At 67.9% G+C, this 3,938-nt stretch carries 4 protein-coding genes; all 4 read left to right on the forward strand.

The genetic code is table 11. From position 1 onward, the window contains the following. A partial coding sequence (locus ACR2JA_RS08550; RefSeq protein WP_434008669.1) for a M24B family metallopeptidase occupies window positions 1–820 on the forward strand: 820 nt, incomplete at its 5' end. A gap of 4 nt (window positions 821–824) precedes the next feature. Beyond that, complete coding sequence (locus ACR2JA_RS08555) at window positions 825–1,400, forward strand: MOSC domain-containing protein (protein WP_434008670.1); 576 nt, start codon at window positions 825–827, stop codon at window positions 1,398–1,400. Between the two features lie 52 nt (window positions 1,401–1,452). Continuing rightward, on the forward strand, window positions 1,453–2,415 hold the full coding sequence (locus ACR2JA_RS08560) for a 1-phosphofructokinase family hexose kinase (protein ID WP_434008671.1): 963 nt from the start codon (window positions 1,453–1,455) through the stop codon (window positions 2,413–2,415). Window positions 2,416–2,723: 308 nt separating this feature from the next. Next, window positions 2,724–3,938 (forward strand): malic enzyme-like NAD(P)-binding protein (locus ACR2JA_RS08565; protein ID WP_434008672.1); only part of this gene is annotated, 1,215 nt, incomplete at its 3' end.

Consider the following 3,938-nt stretch of genomic DNA (forward strand, 5'->3'; position numbering starts at 1 on the left):
CATCATCGCCATGAAGACGTCGGCGAGCAAGCAGCGCGAACGCAAGGACGTGCGCGAGTACCACCTGGACGCCGAGCTGCTGCACGAGTTCCGCCAGCACGGCTCGCAGTACCCGGCCTACGGCAGCATCGTCGCCGCCGGTGCCAACGCCTGCGTGCTGCACTACCGCGCCGACGCTGCGCCCATCCGCAGCGGCGAGCTGGTGCTGATCGACGCCGGCTGCGAGCTCGACGGCTACGCGTCAGACATCACCCGCACCTTCCCGGCGAACGGCCGTTTCACCGGACCGCAGCGCACGCTGTACGACCTGGTGCTGGCCTCGCAGGACGCGTCGGTGGCCGCCATCAAACCCGGTAACCGCTTCACCGACCCGCACGAGGCCACGGTGGCGGTGCTGGCGCAGGGCCTGCTGGACGTGGGCCTGCTGGACAAGAACAAGGTCGGCAACGCGCAAGACGTGATCGCCCAGCGCGCCTACTTCCCGTTCTATATGCACCGCACCGGCCACTGGCTGGGCATGGACGTGCACGACTGCGGCAGCTATGTGGAGCCCACCGAAGTGGGCACGGTGAACGAGCGCAAGGACCCGCTCTCTGGCGAGGTGATCAAGGACCGGCCCAGCCGCATCCTGCGCCCGGGCATGGCGCTGACCATCGAGCCCGGCCTGTACGTGCGCCCGGGCGAGGGCGTGCCCGAAGCCTTCTGGAACATCGGCATCCGCATCGAGGACGACGCCATCGTCACCGAGGGCGGCTGCGAGCTGATCACCCGCGACGTGCCGGTGAAAGCCGACGAGATCGAAGCGCTGATGCGCGGCTGACCCGGTGCGCCTGCTCAGCGTCAACACTGGGCGCGTGCGGCCGCTGCAGATCCAGGGCCGGCGCATCCTCTCGGCCATCGGCAAGCAGCCGGTGACCGGCGCGGTGACGGTGGGCACCATGGGGCTGGACGGCGACGAACAGGCCGACCCGACGGTGCACGGTGGACCGGCCAAGGCGGTGTACGCCTACCCCGCGGAACACCTGCCGTTCTGGAAAGCGCAACGCGCCGACGCCAGCGTGAGCCTGTTCGACGAAGACCTGCCCCACGGCTTCATGGGCGAGAACCTCAGCATCCAAGGGCTGACCGAGCACGACGTCTGGATCGGCGACGAGTTGCAGTTCCCCGGCTGCACGTTGCGCGTGACCGCGCCGCGCGAACCCTGCTTCAAGTTCGCCGCCGTCATGGGCCTGCCCCGGGCGGGGCGGCTGATGATGGACGCGCTGTGCTGTGGCTTCTACCTGTCGGTGGTGCAACCGGGCGCCATCGAAGCCGGCCAGGGCTTTCGTCTGCAGCCCGGTCCACGCGGCCTGAGCGTGGCCCAGGCCTTCGCCGCCAAACGCGCCAAACACCGGGACTGAGCGGCGCTGTTCCAGCCAAGGGCCGGGCGGGATTTCCGGTACAACCTCGGGCATGACCGCAGCCACACCCCGCCCCGACATCCTCTGCCTGACCATGAACCCGTCGGTGGACCTGGCCACCGAAACCGAATCCGTTGTGCCCACGCACAAGCTGCGCTGCGGCGACACCCTGCACGACGCGGGCGGTGGCGGCGTCAACGTGGCGCGCGTGCTGACCCGCCTGGGCGGGCACTGCCTGTCCATCTGCCCCACCGGCGGATCGTCGGGCCAATGGCTGCAACGCCGCATGCGCGAAGAAGGGCTTGAGAGCGTGTTTCTGCCGATCGCCGACGAGACCCGCGTCAGCTTCACCGTGCACGAACACAGCACCGGCGCCGAGTTCCGCTTCGTCATGCCCGGCCCGCACCTGAGCGAGGCCGAATGGCAGGACGCGCTGCGGCATGTCGAAGGGCTGCACCCGTTCCCCGACATCGTGGTGGCCTCCGGCAGCCTGCCGCCCGGTGCACCGGTGGATTTCTACGCCCGGCTGGCCCGGCTGTGCCGCACCAGGGGCGCACGCATGCTGCTCGACACCTCGGGGCCGTCGCTGGCGGCGGCGCTGGCCGAAGGCGTGTACCTCTTCAAGCCCAACCTCAAGGAACTGGCCGAACTGGCAGGGCGCCCGCTGGAAACCGCCGACCAGTGGCAGGCCGCCGCCCGCCAGCTGGTGAATGACGGCAAGGCCGAGGTCGTGGCCCTGACCCTGGGTCACCTGGGAGCGCTGCTGGTCACGCGCGACGCCATGTGGAGCGCACCTCCGCTGGACGTGCCGGTGTCCAGCGCGGTGGGCGCGGGCGACAGCTTCGTCGGCGCCCTGGTCTGGGCCCTGCAGCAGGGCCAGCCGCTGGAGCAGGCCTTTGGCTGGGGCATCGCCGCTGGCACCGCCACGCTGCTGAGCGCCGGCACCGCGCAGTGTCGGCCCGACGACGTGCGCCGCCTGCAAGCGCTGGTGCAGGTCAGCGCTGTGGGCGCCTGACGGCACCCGGGCTCTCGCACCCTGGCCAGCGTGCCAAGCCCTCCAACGCCTGGCCTTGCTGCAACAACGCACCGAACCCGCCGAACAAGCGCCCGCCCTGGTTTGACGCCACACAACCCACCCTCCAGCCGCCAACCAGGCCATTTTGGGCTGTGGGAAACCGAGCTTGCCAGGCGCCGATTGCCACTCAAAATGTCATGAGCCTTCGCACCTTTCTTCCACAAAAAGCGATGGGCACGGACACCCTCAACATCTAGAATGCGCAATTGCATTCCGCATTACAGAATTTGCGACCAGGAGACCGCCACATGAGCACCCCCGAAGCCCAGGAAAACAAACGCGCCGAACTGCGCCGCGCCGCGCTCGAGTACCACGAGAAGCCGACCCCCGGCAAAGTGGCGATCGCGGCCACCAAGCAGCTGACCAACCAGCGCGATCTGGCCCTGGCCTATTCCCCCGGGGTGGCTGCACCCTGCGAAGAGATCGTCGCAGACCCCAACAACGCCTTCAAATACACCAGCCGCGGCAATTTGGTTGCCGTCATCACCAATGGCACGGCCGTGCTTGGCTTGGGCGACATCGGACCGCTGGCCGCAAAGCCAGTGATGGAAGGCAAGGGCGTGCTGTTCAAGAAGTTCGCCGGCATCGACGTGTTCGACATCGAGATCAACGAGAAGGACCCGGACAAGCTGGTGGACATCATCGCCAGCCTGGAGCCGACCTTCGGCGGCATCAACCTCGAAGACATCAAGGCACCGGACTGCTTCTATGTCGAACGCAAGCTGCGCGAGCGCATGAAGATCCCGGTCTTCCACGACGACCAGCACGGCACCGCCATCGTGGTGGGTGCGGCCATCCTCAACGGCCTGAAGGTCGTGGGCAAGGACCCCAAGCAGATCAAGCTCGTCACGTCCGGCGCCGGCGCCGCTGCCCTGGCCTGCCTGGGCCTGCTGGTCAAGCTGGGCATTCCGCGCGAGAACATCTGGGTGACGGACCTGGCCGGTGTGGTCTACGAGGGCCGCACCGAGCTGATGGACGAGGACAAGATCGTCTTCGCCCAGAAGACTGAACAGCGCACGCTCTCCGAAGCCATCGCCGGGGCAGACGTGTTCCTGGGCCTGTCGGCCGGTGGTGTGCTCAAGAAGGACATGGTGGCCAAAATGGCTGCCAACCCGCTGATCTTCGCGCTGGCCAACCCAAACCCCGAGATCGCGCCTGAAGACGTCAAGGCGGTGCGCGACGACGCCATCATGGCCACCGGGCGCACCGACTACCCGAACCAGGTCAACAACGTCCTGTGCTTCCCGTACATCTTCCGCGGCGCACTCGACGCGGGCGCCTCGACCATCACCGACGAGATGGAAATCGCTGCGGTGCACGCGATCGCCGAGCTGGCACAGGCCGAGCAGAGCGAGGTGGTGGCCGCGGCCTACGCGGGCGAGAAGCTGGCCTTCGGCCCCGAGTACCTGATCCCCAAGCCATTCGATCCGCGCCTGATGATGAAGATCGCGCCGGCCGTGGCC

It is taken from the genome of Hydrogenophaga sp., assembly GCF_051007235.1.
Classification (GTDB): Bacteria; Pseudomonadota; Gammaproteobacteria; order Burkholderiales; family Burkholderiaceae_C; genus Hydrogenophaga.

What these genes read in the sequence shown, in the direction of transcription:
- ACR2JA_RS08560 (WP_434008671.1), top strand. Translation starts at nt 1,453, where the DNA reads ATGACCGCAGCCACACCCCGCCCCGACATCCTCTGCCTGACCATGAAC.